Source organism: Geodermatophilus sp. SYSU D01106, from assembly GCF_054049995.1.
In genome coordinates this window covers 1-23,582 of the sequence record NZ_JBJGYM010000006.1, presented here as the reverse complement: position 1 = coordinate 23,582, position 23,582 = coordinate 1, and the positions used below count along the sequence as shown (strand labels likewise).

The following is a 23,582-nucleotide window of genomic DNA, read 5'->3' as shown; positions in this document are numbered from 1 at the left end:
AGCGGTCACTTGGCGAACGACACCGGCTCCTGCGCCGGCACCCCGGCGGTGTCCGCCCGGTGGGCGCCGCCGCGCGACCGCAGGGCGACCACGACGCCGGCGACCACCAGGAGCAGGCCGAGCGCGGCGACCGCCAGCGGCAGCGTGCGGCTGATCAGCGTGACCTTGTCCCTGTTGTCCTCGGCGCGCTCGACGCCGGCCGAGACGGTCTCGTCGCTGGCGGCGAACTCGGCCTGCAGGATCGTGGCGCCGGTGGTGCCGTCCGGGGCGCGCAGCACCGTGACCGGGGCCTCCGAGGAGGTGACCAGCACGCCGCTGGTCGGCTCCACCCACAGCGTGCGGGTGTTGCTGTAGACGACGTCGGCCTCGACCGACTCCTCGTCGGGCACGCCGGCCAGCTCGCCGGGGACCTCGGTCTGGCGGATCACCGTCTCGGGGATCTCCTGCACGAAGCGGTAGACCTCGAGGCCCTCGATCTCCTCCTCGCCCTCGAAGCGGGCGGGGAAGGTCTGGGCGGTGGTGACGTTCCAGACGTCGTAGTCGCGCTGCTCGGTGCCGAACGGGAACGTGACGGTCAGCCCGTCGACGTCGGCCGGCTCCTCGTCGATGGCCTCGCTGCCGCAGTCCACCGAGGCGGCCTCGCGGCGGTCGAGGCAGGCGGTGTAGCTGCTCGCGGTGATCAGGGTCCCGTCCTCGGCGGTCACCGTGGTGCCCGAGGACCACACGGCGACGTCGTCGGAGGCGTCCTCGGAGCCCGCGTCGCCCTGGACCGTGAGGCGCACGGTGGCGTCGACGCCGTCGACCTCCTCGAGGGTGGAGAAGTCGAGGTAGGTGACGTCGCTGCCCGACGCCGTGGCCGACGCGGACTGGTCCAGCGGCAGGCGGACCAGGTCGGGCGCGAGGAACAGCCGGATCGCCAGGGCGGCGCCCAGGAGGACGGCACCCACGGCCACCAGGCCGAGACCGAGACCACGACGACGCATGCGGAGGGACCTCCTCGAGGGGTGCGACGACCGGTCCGGCGTCGCGGCGCGGGTCACACTACTGTCGGGTAGGTCACGCGCCAAACCCGGCCGGTTCCCGCCGGTACCGCTCCCCCGTCCAGGGGATACCGGCGCGTACCACCATCGTCACGCGGGCCGATACCGCCCGTTACCGGTGGTCACCGCTCCCGTCGGCGGAGCACCACGACGACGTTCCACGACGCGATCTCGCGCAGCCCCGGGACGCGGGCGACCCAGCCGGCCCACCACGGGTGGTAGCGGGCGAACACCGCGAGCAGGTCGGCGTCGGGGCAGCGCCGCGCCCACCGGACGAGCCCCCCGGCGGACACGGCGAACAGCGACTCCCCGAACCGGTTCTTCGGCTCGCGGCCGGTGCGCCGGCGGAAGCGGCGGCGCGCGTAGCCGCCGCCGAGGTAGTGCCACGGCGCCGTCTCGTGCCCGCCCCAGGGCGACAGCCACGGCGTGAACGAGACCAGCACCGTGCCGCCGGGCCGGGTCACCCGCACCATCTCGTCGGCCATCACCCACGGGCGGGCGACGTGCTCGAGCACGTTGGACGAGTAGCAGACGTCGACCGCGCCGCTGCGCACCGGCAGCGCCTCCCCGCTCGCCCGCAGCGTGCCGGGCTCGGGCTCCCCGCGGGCGGCCATCTCGCCGGCGTCGGGCTCGAGGCCCACGTAGGTGGCCCCCGCCGCGCGGAACTCGCGGGCGAAGTAGCCGGGCCCGCCACCGACGTCGAGCACGGTCGCGCCGTCGAGGTCGGCCCAGCGCGCCAGCTGCCGCACGGAGTCCTCGGCCAGCACCCCGTAGAAGGTGTCGGGGTCGGTCTGCTCGCGCAGGAACGCCCGGAACAGCCGGACGGACCGGCGCAGGGTGGCCGAGCGGTCCATTCTCTGCGCGCCTCCTCTGTCGACCATTCGGGCGGGTGGAATGGCCGGTACCCGTCTGTATCGTGCCGCGGGTGATCTGCGTCTCCCGCCGCCGACGACCGCCGGCCGACGTCGTGTTCGTCAACTGGCGTGACGACAGCCACCCGGAGGGCGGCGGGTCGGAACGGTACGTGCACCGCGTCGCCGAGGGGCTGGCGGCCGCCGGGCTCGACGTCGAGCTGTTCTGCGCCGCGCACGGCCGGGCGCCGCGCGAGGAGGTCGTCCGCGGCGTGCGGGTGGTCCGCCGCGGCGGGCGCCTCGGCGTCTACCCGCGGGCGCTGCTGCACGTCGCGCGCCGCCGTCCGCGGCTGGTGGTCGACGTGCAGAACGGCCTGCCGTTCTGCAGCCCGCTGGTCACCCGGGCGCCGGTCGTGGTGCTCGTCCACCACGTGCACCGCGAGCAGTGGCCGATCGTCTTCGGCCGGCTCGGCGGCGCGGTGGGCTGGTGGCTGGAGTCCCGGCTGGCGCCCTGGGTCTACCGGCGCTCCCGTTACGTGACCGTCTCGGAGGCGACGCGCACCGAGCTCGCCGGCCTGGGCGTCGCGCCCGGGCGGGTCGCGGTGGTGCCCAACGGCGTGGAGCCGGCGCCGCGCGTGGCGGTGCGCCGCTCGGCGACGCCGCGGCTGGTCGTGCTCGGCCGCCTCGTCCCGCACAAGCGGGTCGAGCACGCCCTCGAGGTGCTCGCCCGGCTCTCCGGGCGGTACCCGGACCTCACGCTGTCGGTGGTCGGCGAGGGCTGGTGGGACGAGCGGCTGCGCGCCGAGGCAGAGCGCCTGGGCGTCGCCGGCCGGGTGGAGTTCCACGGCTTCCTCGACGAGCCCGCCAAGCACGCCGAGCTCGCCCGGGCGTGGGTGCACCTGTGCCCGTCGGTCAAGGAGGGCTGGGGCCTGGTGGTCACCGAGGCCGGCACGCACCGGACGCCCACGGTGGGCTACCGCTCGGCGGGCGGGCTCAACGAGTCGGTGCTCGACGGCCGCACGGGCCTGCTGGTCGACGACCTCGACGGGCTCGCCGACGCGGTCGGGCGCCTGCTGGAGGACGAGGGCGGCCGCACCGCGATGGGGACGGCCGCGGCCCGGCACGCGGCCGGGCTGGACTGGGACTCGAGCGTGCGGGGCTGGGGTGCGGTGCTGGCGTCCGCGCGGGCGGACGCCGGCACCGGGTCAGCCGCGGGTGCCGTAGTCGAGGACGTCGATCGGCTGCTGGTCGCTCTGCTCCACCGCGGAGGTGTCCGGGTTCACGACGGCGGTGACGCCCGCGACGGCGGCGGCACCGACGGCCGCACCGGCGCCGAGGGACAGGAGCACGGCCAGGAGGGTCTTCACGCGGTCACTCGTTTCTCCGGAGGGCGACGACGGAGCGCCACCGTAGACGCCCGCACGGTGATCCACAACGCAGAGGCCCCGGCGATCCCCAGCGCGAGGCCGTGAGCGGCGATCACCGCGGCTGCCCGGCCGGCCGCCGGCCGGGGGCCCTCGACCGCGCCCGGCACGCGGTGCAGCACCAGGTCGTCACCGGCGAACGCCACGGGCAGCCCGGCCACCGCGGAGGGCACCTCCGGGCCGGGCGTGCCGCGTTCCACCAGCACCCAGCCGACGCCGAGGCGGGCCAGCTCCGCCGGGTCGCCGGCGGCCGCCAGGACGGCACGGGCGCGGGTGTCCTCGCCGCGCACCGGCTCGCCGTCGACCCGCAGGGTGTCGTCGGCGACCACCGGCCGGGGCAGCCAGCGCGCGGCCGGGTCGAGCTGGGGGCGGCGGTCGTTCCAGTCGAAGGCGCGGTAGACGCCGGCCGGCAGGACCAGCACGTCGCCCGGCGCGTCGTCGTCGGCGAGCACCTCGCGCACGGCCTGCCAGTCGGCGGGCCACGCCACCGGCTGCAGCCGCCCGCCGACGCCCCATGCCAGGTCGGGGACGGCGACCAGCGGCAGGAGCAGCGCGAGGGCGGCGACCGCCCGGGCGCCGGCCGCGGGCAGCAGGTCCCGCAGCGCCGCGTACGCCCGGCGGGCGCCGAGCCCGGCGCCCACGGCCAGCGGCAGGGCGGGCCAGGCCGCCCACTTCTGCCCGTCGCGCAGCAGGCCGGCGCCCGGCACGGTCGCGACGGCCGCCTCGAGCAGCGCCGAGGCGCCGGGGAGCGCGCCGGCGAGGGCCAGCAGCAGCCCGGCCGCGCCGAGGAGGAGCAGCCGCGTCCCGGTGCCGGCCCGCACCGCGCGGGCGGCCCAGCCGGCGACCGCGAGGGCCAGCAGCAGCGCCGTGACCACGGGGACGAGGGCCGAGGCGCGGGACGGCGGCACCGCCGCGGCGTTCCAGAGGCCGCCGGTGCCGAGCACGGCGAGCACCGGGCCACCCCAGTTCTCGCCGCGGGCGGCGAACGCGGCGACGCCGGCCGGGTCCGACGTGCCGGCCGCCGGGCTGAGCACGGCGGCGACCACCCACGGCGCCGACAGGAGCGCGACCGCCGCGAGGGCCCGCCCGGCGCCTCTCCGGCCGGTGCCCGCGAGCACCGCGCCGGCGGCGAGCAGGCTGCCCGTGGGGCTCAGGACCGCCGGCACCAGGGCGAGCACCAGCCGCGGCAGGGCGCCCGGCTCGCCGGCGCGCAGCCGCACCCCCGCCCGCACCACCCAGGGCAGGGCCGCCCAGGCGAGCAGCAGGGTCCACTGGCCGAGCAGCAGCCGCTCGGCCAGGTAGGGGCTCCAGCCGTAGGCGAGACCCGCCACCGCGCCGGCCAGCCCGCGGCGCCCGCCGGGGCCGGGCGGCACCAGGCGGGCGGCCCCCAGCACGGCGGCGTACACGGTGGTGACGAGGAGCGCCTTCTGCACCAGTGCGCCGTGCAGCACCGCGGTGAGCAGCGCGGTCGCGCCGTCGGCGGGGACGGCGCGCGGGAGGGCGCCGGACAGGCCGAGCGCGTCGAGGTCGAGGTCGAGCCGCGGCACCGAGACGAGGTCGCCGAGCAGCACGTGGCCGGGCGCCAGCGCCGGGGCGCTCACGAGCAGCGCGACGGCGAGCGCCAGCCAGCGGGCCGGCCACGGCGACCGGTCGGGCAGCACGCAGTCGTCCACGCCCGCCCTCCGTCCCCGTCCGCCGGCCCGCGCCCGGCCGCAGGTCCCCCGCAGGGTAGGTGGGCGGCGTGAGCCTCCCCCGCCCGCGACACCCGCAGGAGGGAGCCGCGCCGGCCCGGCCCGCGGGAGCGGGCGCGGTCCCGGCGGCGCTCGTGTCCGGCTCGTTGCTGCTGGTCAGCGGCCTGGCCTACGTCGTCACCGTGCTCGCCGCCCGGGCGCTCACCCCGCAGTCCTACGGCGAGCTGGCCGCGCTCCTCGGCGTGCTGCTGGTCGGGTCGGTGCCGGCCACCGGGCTGCAGACGGCGGCCGCGCTGCACCTGGGCCGGCACCCGGCGTCGGCGGCGGCGCGGGCCGTCCCGCGGCTGCACGCCACCGCGCTGGCCGCGAGCGTCGCCGTCGGTCTGGTCGCGCTGGCCGCCGTGCCGCTCGTGGTGTCGGTGCTGCGCCTGCCCGGGGCTGCCGGCGCGGTCTGGCTGGCCGTCGCGCTGGTGCCGCAGACGCTGGTCGGCGGGTACGACGGCATCCTGCAGGGCACCGGCCGGCACGGCCGCCTGGCCGCGGTGTTCGTCTCCTTCGGCGGGCTCAAGTGGGCCGGAGCCGTGACCAGCCTGCTCGCGGGCGGCACGCCGGCGGCGGCGCTGGCGGGCATGGCGGCCGGGTGCGCGGCCGGCGCGCTGGTGTCGTGGCTCGGCTGCGGGCGGCCGGGGGTGTCGCGGGGCCTGCGCGGCCCGGCGCGCTCGGCGGCCCGGGCGGCGGGCGCGCTGCTCGGGCTGGTCCTGCTGGTCAACCTCGACCTGCTGCTGGCGCGCCACCACCTGCCGGCGGCGCAGGCCGGCGAGTACGCCGTCGGGGCGGTGTTCGCCAAGGTGGCCTACTGGCTGCCGCAGGGCGTCGGCGTCGTGCTCCTCCCCCGGCTCGCCGACCCGGCGTCGCGGCGGCAGGCGCTGCCCGCGGCGCTCGGCGTCGTCGCGGCGGTCGGCGGGCTGCTCACGCTGGCCACCGCGGTGCTCGGCGCGGCCGCGCTGCCGCTGGTCGGCGGCGCCGCCTACGGCGCCCACCTCGGCGGCTGGACCTGGGTGTTCACCGCCGCCGGCACGCTGCTCGCGCTGGCCCAGCTGCTGCTCTACAACGGCATCGCGGCGGCCGACCGCACCGCCGCCGCGGCGGTGTGGGCCACCGTGGCGGTGGAGACCGCCGTCGTCGGGGCGCTCGCCGCGGCCGGCGTCCTGTCGGTGCTCGCCGTCGCGGCCGCCGCGGCCGGGACGGCCACCGCGCTGGTGGGCGTCGGCCTGCTCCGGCTGCGGCGGGCGCACGCTCCGGACGTGGCCGTGGACGCGCAGGTCGCCGGGGCCGCCGTCAGCGGCGCGCCGGTCGCAGCGCCAGCACCGCCAGCGCGCCGGCGGCACTGAGCGCCGCACCCGCGAGCGCCGCGGCGTCCCACCCGGCGAGCAGCCCGGCCGCGGTGCCCGCGGGGTCGCCCGCGGTGACCAGCAGGACGACCAGCGTCGCGCCCACCGCCGCGCCGAGGTAGCGCGCCGTGTTGTTCGCGCCGCTGCCCATGCCGGCCCGTTCCGCCGGCACGTGCGCCACCGCCTCCCGCCCGAGCGCCGCGTTCGCCACGCCGTAGCCCACGCCGAGCACCAGCAGCCCGGGCAGCAGACGCACCGCGGTGGAGTCCACGTCGAGCACGGCGAGGGCGGCCAGGCCCGCGGCCGAGAGGGCCAGCCCGGCGGCCAGCAGCAGCCGCCCGTCGACGGCGGGGAGCCAGCGCAGGCCCACCGACGTCGCCGTGGCCACCGCCGACCACACCAGCACGAGCACCGTCGTCGCCAGGAGGCTCTCGCCCAGGCCGCGCTGCAGCACGGTGGCGAGGAAGGACATCAGCCCGACCGTGGCCGCGCCGGTGACCATGGCGCCGACCAGCGCGGCGGTGAACCCCCGGACGCGGAACAGGCCGAGGTCGACCATCGGCCTGCGCACCCGGCTCTCGGCCAGCACGAACCCGGCGGCCAGCAGCGCGCCGCCGCCCAGCAGCACCGCCGTCGGGAGCGCGCCGGCACCGCTGCGCGGCGCGACCAGGCCGACGAGCAGGCAGGTGACGGCGGCGACCAGCAGCACGGGCCCGGCGACGTCGACCCGCGGCCGGCGCGGGCGCGGGGACTCCGGCAGCAGGAGGCGCGCGGCGACGGCGAGCAGCAGCGTGACGGCGGCGGTGGCGACGTGCGTGGCGCGCCAGCCGTCGTCGCCGTCGAGCACCACCGCGGCCAGCCCGCCGACGCCGGTGCCCGCGCCCAGCGCCGCGCCCCACACCGCGGCGGCGCGCGCCCTGGCCGGCCCGAGCGGGAACACCTGCGCGATCAGGCCGAGCGAGCAGGCGAGCACCGCGGCGCCGCCGACGCCCTCGACCAGCCGCCCGGCCACGAAGACACCGGTGCTCCCGGCCGCGGCGGTCAGGCCGGCGCCGGCGGCGAGCAGCACCAGGCCGGCGGTGAAGACCAGCCGCCGCCCGACGTCGTCGGCGACCGACCCGGCCACCAGCAGCGCCGCGGCGAGCCCCACGCTCATCGCCGAGAGCAGCCACGCCTGCCCGCCGGGACCGGTGCCGAGGTCGCGCGCGGTGGACACCGTGGTGGCCAGCGGGGTGACGAAGGCGGCCAGCACGAGGAGCGTGCTGGTGGCGACGACAGCGAGCGTGCGCCGCTGGACCGCCGGCGCGGGGGCCGGCGGCGCTGCGGGAGGAGCCTGCTGGACCGAGCGGGACACGCGCGCCCCCAGGGGATCGACGGGCGTCAGTTGGACATCCGAACCGACGTGGCGTCACCGTAGCAGGGCAGCGGCGCCGATCACAGCCGTCCGGGGGACGTCGGCACGCATGCTCTGCGCGGGTCGGGGGCAGGAGGTCCCGGGAGGCACCGCACGGGTGCCGCGAGGACCAGGAGGTGCGCGTCGATGGCGTCCGTCATCCACTTCACGATCGCGACCGTCGCCGAGGAGAGCCCCGACTTCCGCCGGGTGCTGTGGACGGGGAAGAACACCCAGCTCGTCGTCATGACCATCCCGCCGGGCGGGGAGATCGGCGAGGAGGTCCACGAGGACATCGACCAGATCCTCACCTTCGTCAGCGGCGTCGGTGAGGCGAAGGTCGGCGGGTCCACCAAGAAGGTGGCGCAGGGCGACCTGGTCGTCGTCCCGGCCGGGACGAAGCACAACTTCCTCAACACCGGGCCGAACCCGCTGGTCCTCTACACGGTCTACGGCCCGCCGGAGCACGCCGACGGCGCGGTGCACCACACCAAGGAGGAGGCCGACGAGGCGGAGGAGTCCGGCAAGGACGAGCCGCCCACCGAGGACTGAGCCGGAGAGACGCACTCCTCCCCGGTGCCGTCCACGCCGTGGGCGGCACCGGGGACACTGGGCGCGTGACGACCGTCGACGCGCCCCCCACCGAGGTCTCCGCAGCGCTCCGCCGGGCCGGCATCGGCGACGTCGACGACTCGGGCCTGGCCCGGGCGCTGTACTCCTCCGACGGCTCGCTCTACCGCGTGCTGCCGCAGGCCGTCGTCCGGCCGCGCGACGCCGACGAGGTCGTGGCGGCGCTGTCGGTGTGCCGCGAGCTCGGCGTCCCGCTGACCATGCGCGGGGCCGGCACCTCGATCGCCGGGAACGCCGTGGGCACCGGCGTCGTCGTCGACACCAGCCGGTACCTGTCCCGCGTGCACGCGATCGACGCCGAGGCGCGCACCGCCGTCGTCGACCCGGGCGTCGTGCAGTCGCGGCTGCAGGCCGCCGCCCGCCCGCACGGGCTGCGCTTCGGGCCCGACCCGAGCACCTCCAACCGCTGCACGATCGGCGGGATGATCGGCAACAACGCCTGCGGCTCGCGGGCGCTGGGCTACGGCCGGACGTCGGACAACGTCGTGGGCCTCGACGTCGTCACCGGCACCGGGCAGCGGCTGCGGCTGACCTCCGGCTCACCGGTGACCGGCCTGGACGGGTTGCGCGACCTCGTCGCCGGCGACCTCTCCACCATCCGCACCGAGCTCGGCACCTTCGGCCGCCAGGTGTCGGGCTACTCGCTGGAGCACCTGCTGCCCGAGCACGGCTTCGACGTCGCCCGCGCGCTGGTCGGCAGCGAGGGCACCCTCGCCGTCGTCCTCGGCGCCACGGTGCGCCTGGTCGCCGACGCCCCGTACCGCGGCCTGGTGGTGCTGGGCTACCCGTCGATGGCCGACGCCGCCGACGCCACCCCCGGCCTGCTGCGGCACGGGCCGACCGCCGTCGAGGGCCTCGACGAGCGCATCGTGCAGCGGCTGCGCGACGTGCCGGCCGCCGTCGTCCCGGACCTGCCGAAGGGCGCCGGGTGGCTGATCGTCGAGGTCACCGGCGACACCGTCGACGAGGTGGCGGCCACCGGCGCGCGGGTGGTCGCCGACGCCGGCGCGCTCGACAGCATGGTGGTCACCGACGTCGCGCACGCCGCGGCGATCTGGCGCATCCGCGAGGACGGCGCGGGCCTCGCCGCGCGCACCTCCGACGGCCGGCCCGCGCACGCCGGCTGGGAGGACGCCGCCGTCCCGGTGACCTCGCTGGGGTCCTACCTGCGGGAGTTCGACGCGCTGCTCGAGCAGCACGGGCTGCAGGGCGTCCCCTACGGGCACTTCGGCGACGGCTGCGTGCACGTGCGCATCGACTTCCCGTTCGGGCGCGAGCCCGACCGGGGCCGGGCCGCCTACCGCGCCTTCGTGGAGGAGGCCGCCCGGCTGGTCGCCCGCTACGGCGGGTCGGTGTCGGGCGAGCACGGCGACGGCCGGGCCCGCAGCGAGCTGCTGTCGACCATGTACTCCCCCGCCGCGCTGGACCTCTTCGCGCGGGTCAAGGGCCTGTTCGACCCGAGCGACGTGCTCAACCCCGGCGTGCTGGTGCGCCCCGCGCCGCTCGACGCCGACATCCGGGTCGCGGCCGCGCCGCGCAGGCGGGAGGGCCTCGCGCTGCTCTACCGCCACGACGACGGCGACCTGTCCAACGCGGTGCACCGCTGCACCGGCGTCGGCAAGTGCCGGGCCGACCCGTCCGGCGTCGCGGTGATGTGCCCGTCGTTCCCGGCCACCCGCGAGGAGAAGGACTCCACCCGCGGCCGCGCTCGCGTGCTGCAGGAGATGCTCGCCCCGGGCGGGCCGGTGCGGGACTGGCGCTCGCCGGAGGTGCACGCGGCGCTGGACCTGTGCCTGTCGTGCAAGGGGTGCTCGCGCGACTGCCCGACCGGCGTGGACATGGCCAGCTACAAGGCCGAGGTGCTGCACCAGAGCTACCGCCGCCGGCTGCGGCCGCTGTCGCACTACACGCTGGGCAAGCTGCCGATGTGGTCCGACCTGGCCGCCCGGGCGCCGCGGCTGGTCAACGCCGTGCTGCGGTCCCGCGTCGGCGGGCGGCTCGCGCGGTGGGGCGCCGGCGTCGACCAGCGCCGCGACCTGCCCTCCTTCGCGCCGCGCACGTTCCGCCAGACGTGGACGCCGGGCCGGCAGGACGGCGCGCCGGTGGCGCTGTGGGTGGACTCCTTCACCGACCACTTCGCCCCGCACGTGGCGCACGCGGCCGCGCGGGTGCTCGAGGACGCCGGCTACGCGGTGCAGGTGCCCGGCGACGACACCTGCTGCGGCCTCACCTGGATCACCACCGGCCAGCTCGACACCGCCCGGCGCATCCTCGGCGACACGGTGCGGCGGCTCGCGCCGCTGGCCGACGCCGGCGTCCCGATCGTGGGCGTGGAGCCCTCGTGCACCGCGGCGCTGCGCTCGGACGCCGTCGAGCTGCTCGACGACCCGGCCGCGGCACGGGTCGCCGCGGGCACCCGGACGCTCGCCGAGCTGCTCGGGGCCACCGAGGGCTGGACGCCGCCGTCGCTGGCCGGCGTCGAGGTGGTCGCGCAGCCGCACTGCCACCACCACGCGGTGATGGGGTGGGCGGCCGACGAGCGCCTGCTCCGCTCGGCGGGCGCCACGGTCACCCGGCTCGGCGGCTGCTGCGGCCTGGCCGGGAACTGGGGCGTGGAGAAGGGCCACCACGACGTGTCGGTGGCGATCGCCGAGCAGCAGCTGCTGCCCGCGGTACGGGAGGCGGGACCGGACGCCGTCGTGCTGGCCGACGGGTTCTCCTGCCGCACCCAGCTCGACGCGCTGGCCGACCGCCCGGGCAGCCACCTCGCCGAGCTGCTCGCCGACGCGCTCGACCGCGAGTAGTCCAGACCCTCGAGCGGGAATGACGGGCGGGCGGTCGCGTTGGCCGCAGGCATGACGACTCTCGGCATCATCGGCGCCGGCCACATCGGCACGGCGCTCGCCCAGGCAGCGACCGACGCGGGCTACGACGTGGTCCTGTCCAACTCCCGCGGCCCCGAGACCCTGGCCGACCTGGTCGACCGGATCGAGGCCCGCCCGTCGCGGCGCGGGTCGGTGCGCGCGGCCACCGCGGAGGAGGCAGGCGCGGCCGGCGACCTCGTCGTCGTCACGGTGCCGCTCAAGGCGGTCGGCGACGTCCCGGTCCAGCCGCTGGCCGGCAAGGTCGTCATCGACACCAACAACTACTACCCGGAGCGCGACGGGCAGATCGCCGAGCTCGACGACGAGTCGACCACCACCGCCGAGCTGCTGCAGGCGCACCTACCCACCTCGCGCGTGGTCAAGGCGTTCAACCACATCTACGCCGCCGACATCACCGCCCGCCGCACCCCGCCGGGCACGGCGAACCGCCGCGCGCTGGCGATCGCCGGCGACGACGCGTCGGCGAAGGAGACGGTGTCGTCGTTCATCGACGAGCTGGGCTTCGACGTCGTCGACCTCGGGCCGCTGGCCGAGGGCTGGCGCATCCAGCGCGACACCCCCGGCTACGGCCCCGACCTGGACCGCGGCCGGCTCACCGAGGCGCTCGCGGCCGCGAAGCGCTACCGCGACATGTGAGCGCGGGCGCCGGGCGGCTCAGGCCGCCCGGCGCTCCCGCCGGTCCCGGGCGGCAGCCAGCACCGTCGGCGCGAGGGCCGCGGCGATGCGCGCGTAGCCGGCCGACGACGGGTGGAACCGGTCGGCCGAGAACAGCCCGGGCTCCGCGGTGAACGAGGCCGCGACCTCCGCGGCCACCGGGGCGACGACGGCGCCGTGCGCCTCGGCGACGGCGGCCTGCCGCTGCTGCATCAGCCGGCAGGCGGCCTGCACTGTCGGGCGGAACGCCGGCGGGACGAACGGCACGCTGGACATGTCCGGCGCGGGGACGACGACCACGTCGGTGCCGGCGGCGCGCAGGTCGGCGACGGCGGCCCCGAGGGCGGCGGTGGCCTGGTCGACGGGGAGGAAGCGGGCGAGGTCGTTGGCGCCGACCACGACGACGGCGAGGTCGGCGCGCAGTGGGGCCGCGCGGCGGACCTGCGCGGCGAGGTCGCGGGAGACGGCGCCGGGGACGGCGAGCACGGTGAGCTCGGTGTCGATGCCCTCGCTGCGCAGGACCTGCGCGAGACGCGGGCCGAGGCCGTCCTCGACCCGCGCGGCGCCGGTCCCGTACGCGATCGAGTCACCGAGGACGACGAGGCGGAGCGGAGCGGTCACGGCTGGTGCAACGCCGGCCGGCGGGGCGCTGTGCCCGCCGGCCGGCGTGACGTACGTCCGTGCCTCCTGCGCCAGTGGCGCCCGGGCGCTCAGGCCTTCGGGCCGCCCGCGGCGTAGACGACCTGGCCGGAGACGAAGCCCGCGCCCTCGCTGACGAAGAACGACACCAGGTGGGCGATGTCCTCGGGCTGGCCGACGCGGGCCACCGGGATCTGCGAGGCGGCGCCCTTGACGAAGTCGTCGAAGGGGATGCCCATGCGCTCGGCGGTCGCCTTGGTCATCTCGGTCTGGATGAAGCCCGGGGCGATCGCGTTGGCGGTGACGCCGAACTTGCCCAGCTCGATGGCGAGGGTCTTGGTGAAGCCCTGCAGGCCGGCCTTCGCCGTCGAGTAGTTCGCCTGGCCGCGGTTGCCCAGCGCCGAGACGCTCGACAGGTTGACCACGCGGCCCCACTTCGCGTCGACCATGTACTTCTGGCAGGCGCGGGTCATGAGGAACGAGCCGCGCAGGTGCACGTTCATGACGACGTCCCAGTCGACCTCGGTCATCTTGAACAGCATGTTGTCGCGGGTGACGCCCGCGTTGTTCACCAGCACGACGGGGGCGCCGAGCTCGGCGGCGATCCGGTCGACGGCGGCCTGCACCTGCTCGGCGTCGCTGACGTCGGCACCGACGCCGAGCGCCCTGCCGCCGGCGGCCTCGATCTCGGCCACGGTGTCCTTGGTGGTCGACTCGTCGAGGTCGAGCACCGCGACGGCGAAGCCGTCGGCGGCCAGGCGCTTGGCGGTCGCGGCACCGATGCCGCGCGCGGCGCCGGTGATGATGGCGACGCGGGGGGTGGCCTCGCTCATGGCAGTTCCTCTCGCTGGTGGGGCGGCGTCGTCGCCGGCCTTCCGGGTGGGGGCCGCCTCCCGGGATCCGGGGGCGGCCCGCGCTGCGCCGGACACGTTACGGCGGGCCCGCCGTGGGCCTGCCGCGGGTCCGGCGGGCGGGGCTCAGGGCCAGATGGAGGCGACGATGATCGCGGCGACCGACAGCTGCGCGGCGGCGCTGACCAGCGCCGCGGGGTGGAAGGCCACCTCGGTGACCAGCGCGCCCATCTTCCCGGGCGTCAGCAGGTCGAGGGCCAGGAAGGCGAGGGCCTGCAGCAGCACGCCGAGCACCCCGAAGACCACGGTGTAGAGCAGCGCCTGGCCGAAGCCGGAGGTGGCGTTGGTCCAGATGGTGGTGAAGATGATCGCGCCCTGCGCGAGGAAGCCGGCCGCCAGCACGATGCCGGCGCTGACCGACCGGTCCTGGTAGATGTGCCGGCCCAGGTGGCCGGGGGTGAGCAGGTCGAGGACCAGGTACCCCAGGGCCAGCAGCACCAGGCCGACGGCGGTGTAGGCGACGGCGTATCCGATGCTGGCCAGCACGGGCGGGACCTCCAGGGGCGGGGGCGGACGGCCTGCAGTGTCTATCGCACCGCTCCCCCGGCCCGCACACGGCGTCCCTCAGCCGTGCGCCGTGTCGCCGGGCCGGACGACGTCGACCCGGTCGAAGCCCTCGTCGGTCGACGGCGGGACCAGCCGGGCCAGGGTGGCGTACACCCCGACGGGCGGGACCCGCGCGCGTCCCTCGCGGGCGTCGTTGCGCGCCAGGCAGGTGGCGCGCGGGGTGTCCAGCCACACGGCGCGGACCGGCACCCCGGCCGCGCGGGCCGCGGCCACCAGCGGTGCCCGCTCGGCCGGCGAGGGGTGGGTGTTGTCGACGACGACACTGCGCCCGGCCGCGAGCAGCTCGGCGACGACCCGCTGCTGGCGGGCCTCGCGCCGCCGCGCCCGCGGCCAGTGGTCCTTGCTCACCACCGCGTGCGTGCGGCCCAGGTGCTCGCGCACCCAGGTGGACTTGCCCGCGCCCTGCAGCCCGACCAGGACGACGAGTTCCTGGCCGACGCCCGGACGGGCAGCGGCGCTCAGGCGGTGCGCCGCAACGGCGTCACCGGCTCGTCGTCGTCGAGCCCGGCCCGGGACGCGGGGTGCTCGACCAGGGCCAGCACGCGGCCGGACATGAACCGCGCGGTGCGCACCGCGGTGCCGCCGCGGGTGGTCTCGGTGACCTCCACGACGCCGCGGCCGTTGCTGACCTCCACCCGCCGGCCGGCGCGGGTGGCCTCGATCTCGTAGGTGCGGGTGCTGCCGCCGGCGTCGATCACGACCTCGACACGATCGCCCTTCACGGGGGCCTCCTCAGGGGGTGCTGCCGGGCACCGCGCCCGACTGTGGATCAACGTCCTCCTGGGGTCCGACATTCCCCGCGGCCCGGGTGTCGGCGGGGTGTTCCTGCAGGTCGGGCGGCGTGTCGGCGGCGGCGGAGCCGCGGCGGGCGGGCCAGTGCGGGTGCATCGCGCGCACCGACGCGAGCGCGGCCCGGCGGGCGTGGGCGCGCTGCCGCGCGCGGCTGGTCCGCGGCGCCCTGGGTTCCTCGCGCAGCAGCGCGTCGAGCCAGTGCCCGCGCGGGTCGACGTCGACCAGGAGCGCCTTGACCAGCAGCGTGAGCGGGATGGCGAGCAGGGCGCCGAGCGCGCCGAGCACCCAGCCCCAGAACAGCAGCGCGAGGAAGGTGACCGTCATCGACAGGCCGACGGAGTCACCCACGAATCGGGGCTGGATGAGCGTCTGGACGACGAAGTTGAGCAGCGAGTAGACGACGATGACGACCCAGAACTCGGTCCAGCCGCCGTCGAGGAGCGCGAGCAGCGCGGGCGGGATGACGCCGAGGACGAAGCCGATGTTCGGCACGTAGTTGGTGATGAACGACAGCAGGCCCCACAGCACCGGCAGCGGCACGTCGAGGATGGCCAGCGCGATCGTGTCGCCGACGGCGACGATGGCGCCGAACACGGTGCTCACCAGCAGGTAGGAGCGGGTGCCGCGGGCGAACAGGCCCAGCGCGATCGGCAGGTGCGGCCGGTCCTCGGCCACCAGCGCCAGCCGCCGGCCGAAGCCCCCGGACTCGATGGCGAGGAAGACCATCGCCGACAGCAGCAGCACCAGCGTGGTCGCGGTGTCGGTGACCCGGGTCAGCAGGTCGGTGGCGAGCCCGACGAGCTGGCCGTAGTCGAAGCGGTCGACGAGCTCCTGGATCTGGGTCGAGGACAGCCCGGCCTCGTCGAGCCGCTCCACGGCGTTGTCGAGCAGCACCGCGAACTGCGGCGCGTAGTCGGGCAGCAGGACGGCGAACTGGGCGATCGCCACCACCAGGAGCGAGCCCAGCCCCAGCAGCACGCCCCACACGAGCAGCAGCAGGACGGTGGCCGCGGCCGCCCGGGGCACGCCGTGCCGCAGCAGCCAGCGCTGGACGGGCATGAGCGCGACGACGACGACCAGCGCGAGCATCACCGGCGCGACGAGCCAGGCGATCTCGCGCACCCCGGCGACGGCGATCGTCGCGGCCGCGGCGCCCACGAGCAGCACCAGCCAGCGGGGCAGCGCGCCGGACAGCAGCCCGCCCGGCCCGGCGGGCTCGGCCTCGGCCGGTCCGGCCGCGGCCGGCTCGGGTGCCGTCACGGCGGCGTCGGGATCGACCGCCACGGCGTCGAGGGCAGCGGCGACGAGGGCCTCCTCGTCGGTGGGGGTGAGGCGGGTGCTCCCGCCGCGGGCCCGGTCCGCGCCCGGTCCGGGCAGGTGCTGCTGAGCGGCCATGGGTCCCCCTCCCCCGTCCGGTGCCGCCCGGGGCGACCGTGCCGCGGGCGCGACCAGGGTGTCACGGCGCGCCGGGTGGCGCGGCCGGCGTCAGCGGGTGTCGCGGTCCAGCAGCGCGGCCATCTCCGGCAGCTCGAAGAAGGCGGCGGTCTCGCGGGCGCTCGGCCCCCCGGCGTCGGGGTCGGCGCCGGCGTCCAGCAGCGCCCGCACGCCGGCCTCCGAGCGGCGGAACACGGCCGCGGCCAGCGCCGTCTGCCCGCGGTCGTTGGCCCGGCCGTGGTCGGCGCCGCGGGCCAGCAGGGCGGCCACCGTGTCGGGGTGGTCGTGGTAGGCGGCCAGGACGAGGAGGGTGTCGCCCTTCTCGTTGGTCAGGTCGACCGGCACGCCGGCGTCGACGTAGGCGGCGAGCTCCTCGGTGTGCCCGGCGCGGGCGAGGTCGAAGACCCGGCGGGCCAGCTCGAGGACGCCCTCCTCGATCGGCTCCCCGCCCGGCCCGCTCACCGTGCCGCCCCGGCGGCCACCCGGTCGGCCAGCGCGAGGATCCGCCGCCAGGCGTCCTGGCAGGCCTCGCCCCACTCGGGGGCCGCGCGGTCGAAGAAGGAGTGCGGCGCGCCGTCGTAGACGGCGGTCTCGACGTCGGCCCCGCCCGAGCGCATCGTCTCCGCGAGCGCCAGCTGCTCCTCCACCGGCGTCGCGGCGTCGGCCCCCGCGATGAGCATCAGCGTGGGCCGGGTGGCGCGGACGGCGGCGTCCCCGACCATGGCCGGCCGGCCGTAGAACCCGGCGCAGGCGGCGACGTCGAGGTCCCCGCCGGCCTGCCGCCAGGAGTGGCTGCCGCCGAAGCAGAACCCGACGGTGAGCACGGGGAGGTCGGGGCGGGTGCGGGCGCGCAGCTCGGCGACGGCGGCGGAGAGGTCGGCGTCGATGCCCGCGGGCGTGGTCTGCGGGATGTGCGTCTGCCAGTCGAAGTCGGCGTCGCGGGTGCCGGTCGCGGCGACGCCGGCGGTGCGCCCGAACCAGTCGATCGCGACGGCGGGCAGCCCGGCCTCGGCGAACCGCTCGGTCAGAGCGACGTAGTAGGGGTGCAGGCCGCGGATGTCGGGCAGCACGACGACGCCCGCCCCGGCCGCGGCGACGTCGGCCGGCAGTGCCCAGGCGGCCGACAGCCGGGTGCCGTCGGCCGCGGTCAGCGTGGTCAGCCCGGAGCCGCCGACCTCCCCCGTCCGAGGCGGTGCGGGCGGGCGGCTGGCGGGGTCGTGGCACATGGCGTCGTTGCTACCAGCCCTCAGTCGACGTCGCTGGGGACGGCCGCCTCCGGCCGGCCGCCGAACGTGGCGGCGGCGATCTCGCGGCGGGCGTCGGTGAGCCACTCGTACTGGCGGTGCGCCTGGTCGATGAGCCGGTCGAGCTCGGCGCCGTCGAGGCGGCCGTCGACCTCGGAGACGATCCGCAGGGTCTCGAAGCCGCTGCGCTTGCCGCGCACCGCCGACGCCAGGAACTCGAACTCGACGAGGTCCGACAGCGGCGAGCGCGACAGCAGCCGGCCGTTGAGCTTGGCGCGGGTCACCTTCTCGGCGAGCCACACGCCGACCTGCTTGTACTGCCGCACCGGGATGCCGAGGACCTCGGTGACCCGGCGCAGGGCGGCGCGCTCCTCGTACAGCTCGTCGCGCAGCTGCTCCAGGGGCTGCTGCCAGCGGCTGCCACGGTGCACGCCGATCATGCGGCCCACCAGCTCGATGCCGCCGGTGGCCGCGGCCAGGTGGTCGTTGACGTAGATGCCGAGGAGCTCGGCGTTGCGCTGGGGCTGCTCGGGCACGGCGGACCTCCGGTCGGGGGTGTTCCGGACGGTCCATCCTCGCCGATCACCGCACCGCGACGCGCGGCGGTGTCCCCCGCGCGGGCGGTCAGCCGGCGGCACGGGCCAGCAGCCGGGCGGCGGCGGGGCGCAGCTCCTGCTCCAGGTCCCAGCCGCCGGCCGCCAGCCGCTGGGCGACCGCCTGGCGGGAGATCCCGAGCGCCGACGCCGCCGCGGCCCGGGTGCCGCCCGCGGCGACGAGGTCCACGGCGGCCCAGGCCGCGTCGCTGCGGCGGGCCAGCAGCACGGCGAGCGCGGCGAGCACCGCCTGGGCGTCGGCGGCGGCGCCGGCGTCGGTCCCGCGCACCGCCAGCCGCGCCGGCCGCCGGGAGGCCGCCTCGAGCGCGCGGCGGGCGGCGAGCGCCACCGGGCCGTCGTCGTCACCCGGTGCCGCACCCACCCCGATCCGCCAGCCGCCGCGGCGGACGAGCGCGGCGACGGCCTCGACCGCCGCGGCGGGCCCCGCGGCCGGCGCGGCCCACCCCTCCCCCAGCGGCCGGGCGGCCGGTCCCAGTTCCGGCGGCGGAGCGGGGACGCCGCCGGTCAGCGGGGCGCAGGCCAGGGCCAGGGGCACGCAGGGAGGGTCGCCCTCCCGCGGCGCGGAGGCAAGCTCCTGGGCTTGCCCGGCGCGCCGTCTCAGCCGGCGTCGAGATCCGGCGGGAAGCCGCCGGTGGCCACCGGCCCCCAGGAGTCGATCGTGACGCGCAGCAGTGACTTGCCCTGCCGCGTCATCGCCGCCCGGTACTCGTCCCAGTCGGGGTGCTCGCCGCTGATGGAGCGGAAGTACTCGACGAGCGGCTCGAGCGCGTCGGGCAGGTCGAGGACCTCGGCGGTGCCGTCGAGCTGCACCCAGGGGCCGTCGAAGTCGTCGGAGAGCACGCAGAGGGAGACGGCGGGGTCGCGGCGGGCGTTGCGGGCCTTCGCGCGCTGCGGGTAGGTGGAGACGACGACCCGGCCCTCGGCGTCGACGCCGCAGGTCACCGGGGACATCTGGACGCCGCCCTCGCGGCGGCGGGTGAGCAGCACGGCGTGGTGCCGCGGGCGGAGGAACTCCAGCAGGGCGGGTCGGTCGACACGGTCGGCGGTGGCGGTCCTGGGCACGACCCCGACGCTAGCGCCCCGTGCGCGGGCGCCGGGGCCGTGCCCGGGCCGTCAGGAGCCGGTCCTCGTCACGCCGAACATCAGCACCCGGCGCTCGATGTCGTAGTGGACGGTCTCGGTGTTGGTGAGCAGGTCCTGCAGGTTGTCGGCGTCGTCGGGGTCGAGGGTGAGGACCTCCTCCCACGCGCCCTGGTCGAGGACCAGCTGCAGGGTGTAGGTGCCGGGCTTGCCGGGTTCGCCGGCGATCCAGCTGAACTGGTAGTGCGACAGCTGCCGCACCTTGACGCTGTTGTCGGTGACCGGCTGCGGGACCTCGGGCATGGCGGGACCTCTCGGGACGGACCGGGGCGGGGTCCCCGGCAGGCCCTCCGTACCCGGTCGGCGCCCCGGGATGCCGACCCCGGCCCGACCGGTGGGCACCGGTGATCCGTGGTGCGATGGAGTCCATGAGGTTCCGCCTTCCCGGACGCCGGGACTCCGCAGCGGCCGGCGCGTCCGCCGCGGGCGGCCCCGCGGTCCGCCCGCCCGGCGGGGACGGCGGCCGGCGGTCGTCCGAGCACCCCGTGCCCGAGCTGACCGGCGAGGGCGGGCAGGGCGACCCGCGCACCGGCGACCACCGGGCCACCGTGGCGCCCACGCCCACCTGGCAGCGCGGCGAGCGGGCGCGGGAGGCCACCCGCACGCTGGCGATCGCGTCGGCGCAGCTGCTGCTCATCGCCGCGGCGCTCGTCGTCGTCGGGTGGGTGCTCGGCCGGCTGTGGGTGATCCTGCTGCCGATCATCCTCGGGCTGCTGTTCGCCACCGTGCTGTGGCCGCCCACCCGGTTCCTGCGCCGGCACGGCTGGCCCCCCGCACTGGCCGCGGCCCTCGTCCTGCTGCTGTTCCTCGCGCTGATCGGCGGGATCATCGCGGTCATCGCCCCGCAGGTCGCCGCCCAGGTCACCGACCTCGCCGACCAGTTCGCCAGCGGCCTGCAGCAGGTGCAGCAGTGGCTGCAGGGCCCGCCGTTCAACGTCGACGAGGAGCAGCTCGGCCAGTACGTCGACCAGGCGATCGACTCGGTGCAGGCGAACGCCTCCAACATCGCCGGCTACGCCGCGACCGGGGCCTCCGCCGTCGGCAACGGGCTGATCAACCTGGTGCTGGCCCTGGTGCTCGCCTTCTTCTTCATCAAGGACGGCCCGCGCTGGGTGCCGTGGCTGGCCGCGCAGGCCGGGCCGAAGGCCGCTCCGCACGTGGCCGCGCTGTCGCAGAAGACGTGGTCCACGCTGTCGGAGTTCATCAAGCAGCAGGCGCTGGTCGGCTTCGTCGACGCGTTCTTCATCGGCCTGGGGCTGTGGATCCTCGACGTGCCGCTGGTCATCCCGCTGGCCGTGCTGACCTTCTTCGGCGCGTTCATCCCGATCATCGGCGCCTTCGTCGCGGGCGCGTTCGCGGTGCTGATCGCGCTGGTCGACGAGGGCTTCACCGTGGCGCTCATCGTCTTCGGGATCGTGCTGCTCGTGCAGCAGCTCGAGGGCAACGTGCTGCAGCCGATCATCCAGGGCCGCGGGTTCAACCTGCACGCCGCGGTGGTCATCCTCGCCGTCACCGCCGGCAGCAGCCTGGCCGGGATCATCGGTGCTTTCCTCGGCGTGCCGGTCGCCGCGCTCATCGCCGTCACCTACCGGTACGTGCGCGACGTCTTCGACGGCCGCCACCCGGAGGTGGCCGGCGACGGCACGCACGCCCGGGTCGCGGGCGGCGACGACGGGGCCGTGCTCACCCGGGCGCCCGCGGCGGAGGGTCCCGCCGCGGGGTGAGGCCGGGAATGCGGCGCCGCCCGCCGGCGCTGCTCCCTGCTGACGACGACCAGCAGGAGGTGCCCACCGTGGCGCAGCTACCGGAGGAGCTCGTCGAGCTGCTCCCCGATGCCGAGCCGTTCCTCGCCGCCGAGGCGGAGATGGGCGCGCCGGAGCACCGGCGCGGCCTGGTGCTCCTGCACGCCCTCTCCGGCGACTTCGACGCGGCCTCGTCGGCGGCGCTGGCGGCCGGGCACCTGCTCGAGACGCTGCCGCACCGCACGATCGCCCGGCTCGACGCCGACCTGCTGGTCGACTACCGCGCCCGGCGCCCGCGGATGTCGTTCTCCGGCGACCGCTACGAGTCCTTCGACGCCCCGGAGATCCTGCTCAGCGCGCTGGAGGACGACTCCGGCGAGCCGTTCCTGCTGCTGCACGGGCCCGAGCCGGACTACCGCTGGGAGGCGTTCACCGGCGCCGTCACCTCCCTCGTGGAGGAGCTCGGGGTGACGTCGGTGGTGGCGCTGCAGGCCATCCCGATGCCCGTGCCGCACACCCGGCCGGTCACGGTGACCGCGCACGCCACCCGCCGCTCGCTCATCGAGTCCTACCCCGTCTACTGGGGTGACCTGCGGATCCCGGGCAGCGCCTCGGCCCTGCTGGAGCTGCGGCTCGGGGAGGCCGGCGTCGACGCGCTCGGCGTGGCCGCGCACGTGCCGCACTACCTGGCGCAGGCCACCTTCCCCGCGGCGACGCTCACGCTGCTCGAGCACGTCGGCCGGCTGACCGGCCTGCTGCTGCCCACGGAGACGCTGCGCGAGGCCGCCCAGCAGCACCGCACCGAGGTCGACGAGCAGATCGCCCGCTCCTCGGACAACACCGCCGTCGTCGCCGCCCTCGAGCAGCAGTACGACCAGTTCACCGCCGCCCGGGAGGGCAGCGACCTGCTCGGCAGCGTCGGCGAGGTGCCCAGCGGCGACGAGATCGGCGCGGAGTTCGAGCGCTTCCTCGCCGAGCAGGACCGCCGCCAGGGCGACTGACCGGACCGCCCGCTGGGGGACGCCCTCAGCGGGCGGTGCGCAGCGCCCGCGTGACGCTCAGCGCCACCGCGCCCAGCGCCCCGACGACGGCGAAGACGTAGAAGCCCCACGGGAAGGCGATGCCGGCCGTCACCAGCGTGCCGGTGATCACCGGGCCCACGATGGCGCCGATCCGCCCGGCCCCCGCCGACCAGCCCAGCGCCGTCGCGCGCACCGCCGAGGGGTGGTTGGCGCTGGTGAAGGCGTAGACGAGCACCTGCGCGGAGAAGACGAAGCAGCCGGTCAGGAAGCACATCAGGTACAGCCCCGTGGTGGGCAGCCGCACCGACAGCAGCGCCAGGAACAGCGCGCCCGAGGCGAACCAGATCATCCCGGCGAGGCGGGCACCGATGCGGTCGGCGACCGTCCCGGCGACGAGCAGGCCGACGATCGCGCCGACGTTGAGCACCAGCAGGAACGCCAGCGAGTCGCCGAGGTCGTAGCCGGCGTCCCGCATGATCGTCGGCAGCCAGTTGTTGAGGCCGTAGACCAGCAGCAGGCCCATGAACGAGGTCACGCCGATGGCCAGGGTGTTGCGGGCGTACCCGCCGGTGAACAGCGACCGGACCGTCGCGGCCGCACCCGACCCGGCCTCCGCCGGGGTCGCCGGACCGGTCGCGGCCTCCAGCGTCAGCCCGTTGGCGCGGGCCACCTCCTCGGCCTCCGCGCGCCGGCCCGCGGCGAGCAGGTACGCGGGCGACTCCGGCAGCTTCGCCAGCATCAGCGGGACCAGCACGAGCGCCGGCGCGGCGCCGATGACGAACATCCACCGCCAGCCCAGCGAGGGGATGACCGCGATGGCCAGGGCCGCGGTGGCGACGGCACCGACGTGGTAGCCGGTCATGATCGTCGTGGTGGCGCGGCCGCTGCGCCCGGACCGGCTGAACTCGTTGACCATCGCGATGGCGGTCGGCAGGCAGCCGCCGAGGCCGATGCCGGCGAGGAAGCGCAGCACGCCGAAGACCGTCTCGTTCGGCGCGAGGGCGCACAGCAGCGTGAACAGCGAGAAGGACACGACCGCGCCGATCAGCGCCTTGCGGCGGCCCACCAGGTCGGTGAGCGTGCCGATGGTCAGCGCGCCGATCATCATGCCGACGAGGCCGACGGTGATCACCACGGTCGCGCCGGTGCCGGTGAGGGCGTACTCCTCCGGCTCCTGGAGCGTCGGCACGACGGTGCCGACGACGACGAGGTCGAAGCCGTCGAGCAGGACGGCGATCCAGCAGAGCGGCGCGACCCAGCCGGCGGCGCGGGCCGCCGTCCCGGGTGCGGTCGGGCGCACGGGGGTCGTGCTCATCGGTCCTCCACGGCGAGGGCGCGGTGCGGTCGACCGACGCTAGGTGGACCGCGCGCGTGGCCCCACTCGGCTCCCGGCCAGCGGAAGGTCCCGGAACGGGGGCGGGGGGGGGGGGGGGGGGGGGGGGGGGGGGGGGGGGGGGGGGGGGGGGGGGGGGGGGGGGGGGGGGGGCGCGGGGGGGCGGGGGGGGGGGGGGGGGGGGG

Annotated in this window: 24 protein-coding genes and 1 pseudogene; 7 read left to right on the top strand and 18 right to left on the bottom strand. The window is 76.9% G+C overall.

Annotated features, from left to right (window positions below):
* Nucleotides 1–5 precede the first annotated feature (5 nt).
* Together ACI78R_RS08355 and ACI78R_RS08350 are read right to left on the bottom strand one after the other, a co-directional pair.
* Entirely contained in the window at nucleotides 6–983 is a 978-nt protein-coding gene (locus ACI78R_RS08355; protein WP_457040335.1) for a DUF3068 domain-containing protein, read from the bottom strand.
* A gap of 179 nt (nucleotides 984–1,162) precedes the next feature.
* Nucleotides 1,163–1,894, bottom strand: a complete 732-nt coding sequence (locus ACI78R_RS08350) for a class I SAM-dependent methyltransferase (protein WP_073420195.1) — start codon at nucleotides 1,892–1,894, stop codon at nucleotides 1,163–1,165.
* Between the two features lie 35 nt (nucleotides 1,895–1,929).
* On the opposite strand from ACI78R_RS08350, the pseudogene ACI78R_RS08345 reads away from it, so the two are divergent.
* Nucleotides 1,930–2,997, top strand: a pseudogene (locus tag ACI78R_RS08345) (glycosyltransferase family 4 protein); the annotation flags it as partial.
* A 99-nt stretch (nucleotides 2,998–3,096) separates the two neighbouring features.
* On the opposite strand, the gene ACI78R_RS08340 reads toward ACI78R_RS08345, so the two are convergent.
* Both ACI78R_RS08340 and ACI78R_RS08335 read right to left on the bottom strand, forming a co-directional pair.
* Nucleotides 3,097–3,240: a DUF2613 family protein gene (locus tag ACI78R_RS08340; protein ID WP_457040502.1), complete on the bottom strand. Its 144-nt coding sequence runs from the start codon at nucleotides 3,238–3,240 to the stop codon at nucleotides 3,097–3,099.
* Between the two features lie 14 nt (nucleotides 3,241–3,254).
* Entirely contained in the window at nucleotides 3,255–4,988 is a 1,734-nt protein-coding gene (locus tag ACI78R_RS08335; RefSeq protein ID WP_457040334.1) for a hypothetical protein, read from the bottom strand.
* 68 nt (nucleotides 4,989–5,056) lie between these two features.
* Here ACI78R_RS08335 and ACI78R_RS08330 point away from each other — a divergent pair, with 68 nt between their 5' ends.
* The gene (locus ACI78R_RS08330; RefSeq protein ID WP_457040333.1) at nucleotides 5,057–6,397 is read left to right on the top strand and encodes a lipopolysaccharide biosynthesis protein; all 1,341 of its coding nucleotides are present in this window, start codon (nucleotides 5,057–5,059) and stop codon (nucleotides 6,395–6,397) included.
* On the opposite strand, the gene ACI78R_RS08325 is transcribed toward ACI78R_RS08330, so the two are convergent.
* Nucleotides 6,345–7,751, bottom strand: coding sequence for an MFS transporter (locus ACI78R_RS08325; protein ID WP_457040332.1), 1,407 nt, complete (start codon nucleotides 7,749–7,751; stop codon nucleotides 6,345–6,347). The genes ACI78R_RS08330 and ACI78R_RS08325 overlap by 53 nt on opposite strands.
* A gap of 186 nt (nucleotides 7,752–7,937) precedes the next feature.
* Between ACI78R_RS08325 and ACI78R_RS08320 the strand changes: the two genes are divergently transcribed.
* From ACI78R_RS08320 to ACI78R_RS08310, 3 genes are all read left to right on the top strand, one after another.
* Entirely contained in the window at nucleotides 7,938–8,342 is a 405-nt protein-coding gene (locus ACI78R_RS08320) for a cupin domain-containing protein (protein ID WP_073420751.1), read from the top strand.
* Between the two features lie 65 nt (nucleotides 8,343–8,407).
* On the top strand, nucleotides 8,408–11,224 hold the full coding sequence (locus ACI78R_RS08315; RefSeq protein WP_457040331.1) for an FAD-binding and (Fe-S)-binding domain-containing protein: 2,817 nt from the start codon (nucleotides 8,408–8,410) through the stop codon (nucleotides 11,222–11,224).
* A gap of 51 nt (nucleotides 11,225–11,275) precedes the next feature.
* Nucleotides 11,276–11,941 (top strand): NADPH-dependent F420 reductase, encoded by a 666-nt coding sequence (locus ACI78R_RS08310; protein WP_073420199.1) that lies wholly within the window; start codon nucleotides 11,276–11,278, stop codon nucleotides 11,939–11,941.
* A gap of 18 nt (nucleotides 11,942–11,959) precedes the next feature.
* Here ACI78R_RS08310 and ACI78R_RS08305 read toward each other — a convergent pair whose 3' ends face one another.
* From ACI78R_RS08305 to ACI78R_RS08250, 12 genes are all read right to left on the bottom strand, one after another.
* Nucleotides 11,960–12,580, bottom strand: a complete 621-nt coding sequence (locus ACI78R_RS08305) for a GDSL-type esterase/lipase family protein (RefSeq protein ID WP_073420200.1) — start codon at nucleotides 12,578–12,580, stop codon at nucleotides 11,960–11,962.
* Between the two features lie 89 nt (nucleotides 12,581–12,669).
* Nucleotides 12,670–13,431 (bottom strand): 3-oxoacyl-ACP reductase FabG, encoded by a 762-nt coding sequence (gene fabG, locus ACI78R_RS08300; RefSeq protein ID WP_457040330.1) that lies wholly within the window; start codon nucleotides 13,429–13,431, stop codon nucleotides 12,670–12,672.
* A gap of 144 nt (nucleotides 13,432–13,575) precedes the next feature.
* Nucleotides 13,576–13,995: a DUF350 domain-containing protein gene (locus ACI78R_RS08295; RefSeq protein WP_073420202.1), complete on the bottom strand. Its 420-nt coding sequence runs from the start codon at nucleotides 13,993–13,995 to the stop codon at nucleotides 13,576–13,578.
* 78 nt (nucleotides 13,996–14,073) lie between these two features.
* Nucleotides 14,074–14,493, bottom strand: a complete 420-nt coding sequence (locus tag ACI78R_RS08290) for an ATP-binding protein (RefSeq protein WP_073420203.1) — start codon at nucleotides 14,491–14,493, stop codon at nucleotides 14,074–14,076.
* 41 nt (nucleotides 14,494–14,534) lie between these two features.
* A complete protein-coding gene (locus tag ACI78R_RS08285) occupies nucleotides 14,535–14,798 on the bottom strand; it encodes a hypothetical protein (RefSeq protein ID WP_073420204.1) in 264 nt (87 codons plus the stop codon).
* Nucleotides 14,799–14,808: 10 nt separating this feature from the next.
* On the bottom strand, nucleotides 14,809–16,263 hold the full coding sequence (locus ACI78R_RS08280; protein ID WP_457040329.1) for an AI-2E family transporter: 1,455 nt from the start codon (nucleotides 16,261–16,263) through the stop codon (nucleotides 14,809–14,811).
* Between the two features lie 90 nt (nucleotides 16,264–16,353).
* On the bottom strand, nucleotides 16,354–16,764 hold the full coding sequence (locus ACI78R_RS08275) for an ankyrin repeat domain-containing protein (protein ID WP_073420205.1): 411 nt from the start codon (nucleotides 16,762–16,764) through the stop codon (nucleotides 16,354–16,356).
* Complete coding sequence (locus ACI78R_RS08270; RefSeq protein WP_457040328.1) at nucleotides 16,761–17,528, bottom strand: dienelactone hydrolase family protein; 768 nt, start codon at nucleotides 17,526–17,528, stop codon at nucleotides 16,761–16,763. Before ACI78R_RS08270 ends, ACI78R_RS08275 begins: the two co-directional genes overlap by 4 nt.
* Nucleotides 17,529–17,548: 20 nt before the next feature.
* Nucleotides 17,549–18,082: a hypothetical protein gene (locus ACI78R_RS08265; protein WP_073420207.1), complete on the bottom strand. Its 534-nt coding sequence runs from the start codon at nucleotides 18,080–18,082 to the stop codon at nucleotides 17,549–17,551.
* Between the two features lie 88 nt (nucleotides 18,083–18,170).
* Nucleotides 18,171–18,695: a hypothetical protein gene (locus ACI78R_RS08260; RefSeq protein ID WP_457040327.1), complete on the bottom strand. Its 525-nt coding sequence runs from the start codon at nucleotides 18,693–18,695 to the stop codon at nucleotides 18,171–18,173.
* Nucleotides 18,696–18,757: 62 nt separating this feature from the next.
* Nucleotides 18,758–19,222 (bottom strand): PPOX class F420-dependent oxidoreductase, encoded by a 465-nt coding sequence (locus ACI78R_RS08255; RefSeq protein ID WP_457040326.1) that lies wholly within the window; start codon nucleotides 19,220–19,222, stop codon nucleotides 18,758–18,760.
* A 51-nt stretch (nucleotides 19,223–19,273) separates the two neighbouring features.
* Nucleotides 19,274–19,543, bottom strand: a complete 270-nt coding sequence (locus tag ACI78R_RS08250; protein WP_457040325.1) for a hypothetical protein — start codon at nucleotides 19,541–19,543, stop codon at nucleotides 19,274–19,276.
* 242 nt (nucleotides 19,544–19,785) lie between these two features.
* Between ACI78R_RS08250 and ACI78R_RS08245 the strand changes: the two genes are divergently transcribed.
* Nucleotides 19,786–21,024: an AI-2E family transporter gene (locus ACI78R_RS08245; RefSeq protein ID WP_457040324.1), complete on the top strand. Its 1,239-nt coding sequence runs from the start codon at nucleotides 19,786–19,788 to the stop codon at nucleotides 21,022–21,024.
* A 68-nt stretch (nucleotides 21,025–21,092) separates the two neighbouring features.
* Nucleotides 21,093–22,043: a proteasome assembly chaperone family protein gene (locus tag ACI78R_RS08240; RefSeq protein WP_457040323.1), complete on the top strand. Its 951-nt coding sequence runs from the start codon at nucleotides 21,093–21,095 to the stop codon at nucleotides 22,041–22,043.
* Between the two features lie 25 nt (nucleotides 22,044–22,068).
* Here the strand turns inward: ACI78R_RS08240 and ACI78R_RS08235 are convergent, their stop codons facing one another.
* Nucleotides 22,069–23,379, bottom strand: a complete 1,311-nt coding sequence (locus ACI78R_RS08235; RefSeq protein ID WP_457040322.1) for an MFS transporter — start codon at nucleotides 23,377–23,379, stop codon at nucleotides 22,069–22,071.
* Nucleotides 23,380–23,582: the final 203 nt, after the last annotated feature.

Coding starts and splice junctions, on each gene's coding strand:
- ACI78R_RS08355 (WP_457040335.1), bottom strand. CDS start 983: ATGCGTCGTCGTGGTCTCGGTCTCGGCCTGGTGGCCGTGGGTGCCGTC.
- ACI78R_RS08350 (WP_073420195.1), bottom strand. CDS start 1,894: ATGGACCGCTCGGCCACCCTGCGCCGGTCCGTCCGGCTGTTCCGGGCG.
- ACI78R_RS08320 (WP_073420751.1), top strand. CDS start 7,938: ATGGCGTCCGTCATCCACTTCACGATCGCGACCGTCGCCGAGGAGAGC.
- ACI78R_RS08310 (WP_073420199.1), top strand. CDS start 11,276: ATGACGACTCTCGGCATCATCGGCGCCGGCCACATCGGCACGGCGCTC.
- fabG (WP_457040330.1), bottom strand. CDS start 13,431: ATGAGCGAGGCCACCCCCCGCGTCGCCATCATCACCGGCGCCGCGCGC.
- ACI78R_RS08280 (WP_457040329.1), bottom strand. CDS start 16,263: ATGGCCGCTCAGCAGCACCTGCCCGGACCGGGCGCGGACCGGGCCCGC.
- ACI78R_RS08270 (WP_457040328.1), bottom strand. CDS start 17,528: ATGTGCCACGACCCCGCCAGCCGCCCGCCCGCACCGCCTCGGACGGGG.
- ACI78R_RS08250 (WP_457040325.1), bottom strand. CDS start 19,543: ATGCCCGAGGTCCCGCAGCCGGTCACCGACAACAGCGTCAAGGTGCGG.
- ACI78R_RS08235 (WP_457040322.1), bottom strand. CDS start 23,379: ATGAGCACGACCCCCGTGCGCCCGACCGCACCCGGGACGGCGGCCCGC.